The sequence below is a fragment of the Bacillus sp. mrc49 genome (genome assembly GCF_002803435.1).
Genome location: NZ_PHNG01000405.1, coordinates 1 through 312 on the forward strand (window position 1 = coordinate 1; position 312 = coordinate 312).

1 protein-coding gene is annotated in these 312 nt (G+C 48.7%); it reads left to right on the top strand.

Features of this window, described 5'->3' with window-relative positions:
* Window positions 1–312: Dyp-type peroxidase (locus tag CVN76_RS02520; protein WP_157805484.1), on the top strand; the 312-nt coding region annotated here is incomplete at both ends.

The window sequence follows — 312 nt, forward strand, 5'->3', positions numbered from 1 at the left end:
ATTCGGTTTTAAGGATGGTACGGTCAATCCGGATACGAATGATGCCAGTGAAATGAATCAGCATGGTTGGGTAAAGGCCGGGGACGGACCCGACTGGCTTGTTGGCGGCAGTTATATGGTTGTGCGCCGAATCCAGATGTATATCGAGGTTTGGGACCGTACGATATTGAAAGAGCAAGAAAACACGTTTGGGCGTCACCGGGACAGCGGAGCTCCATTAGGGATGAAGAATGAGTTTGATCGCGTTGATTTAGAAGCTAAAGACTCAAATGGAAACCTGACCATTCCGGAGAATTCCCATATGAGCCTAGC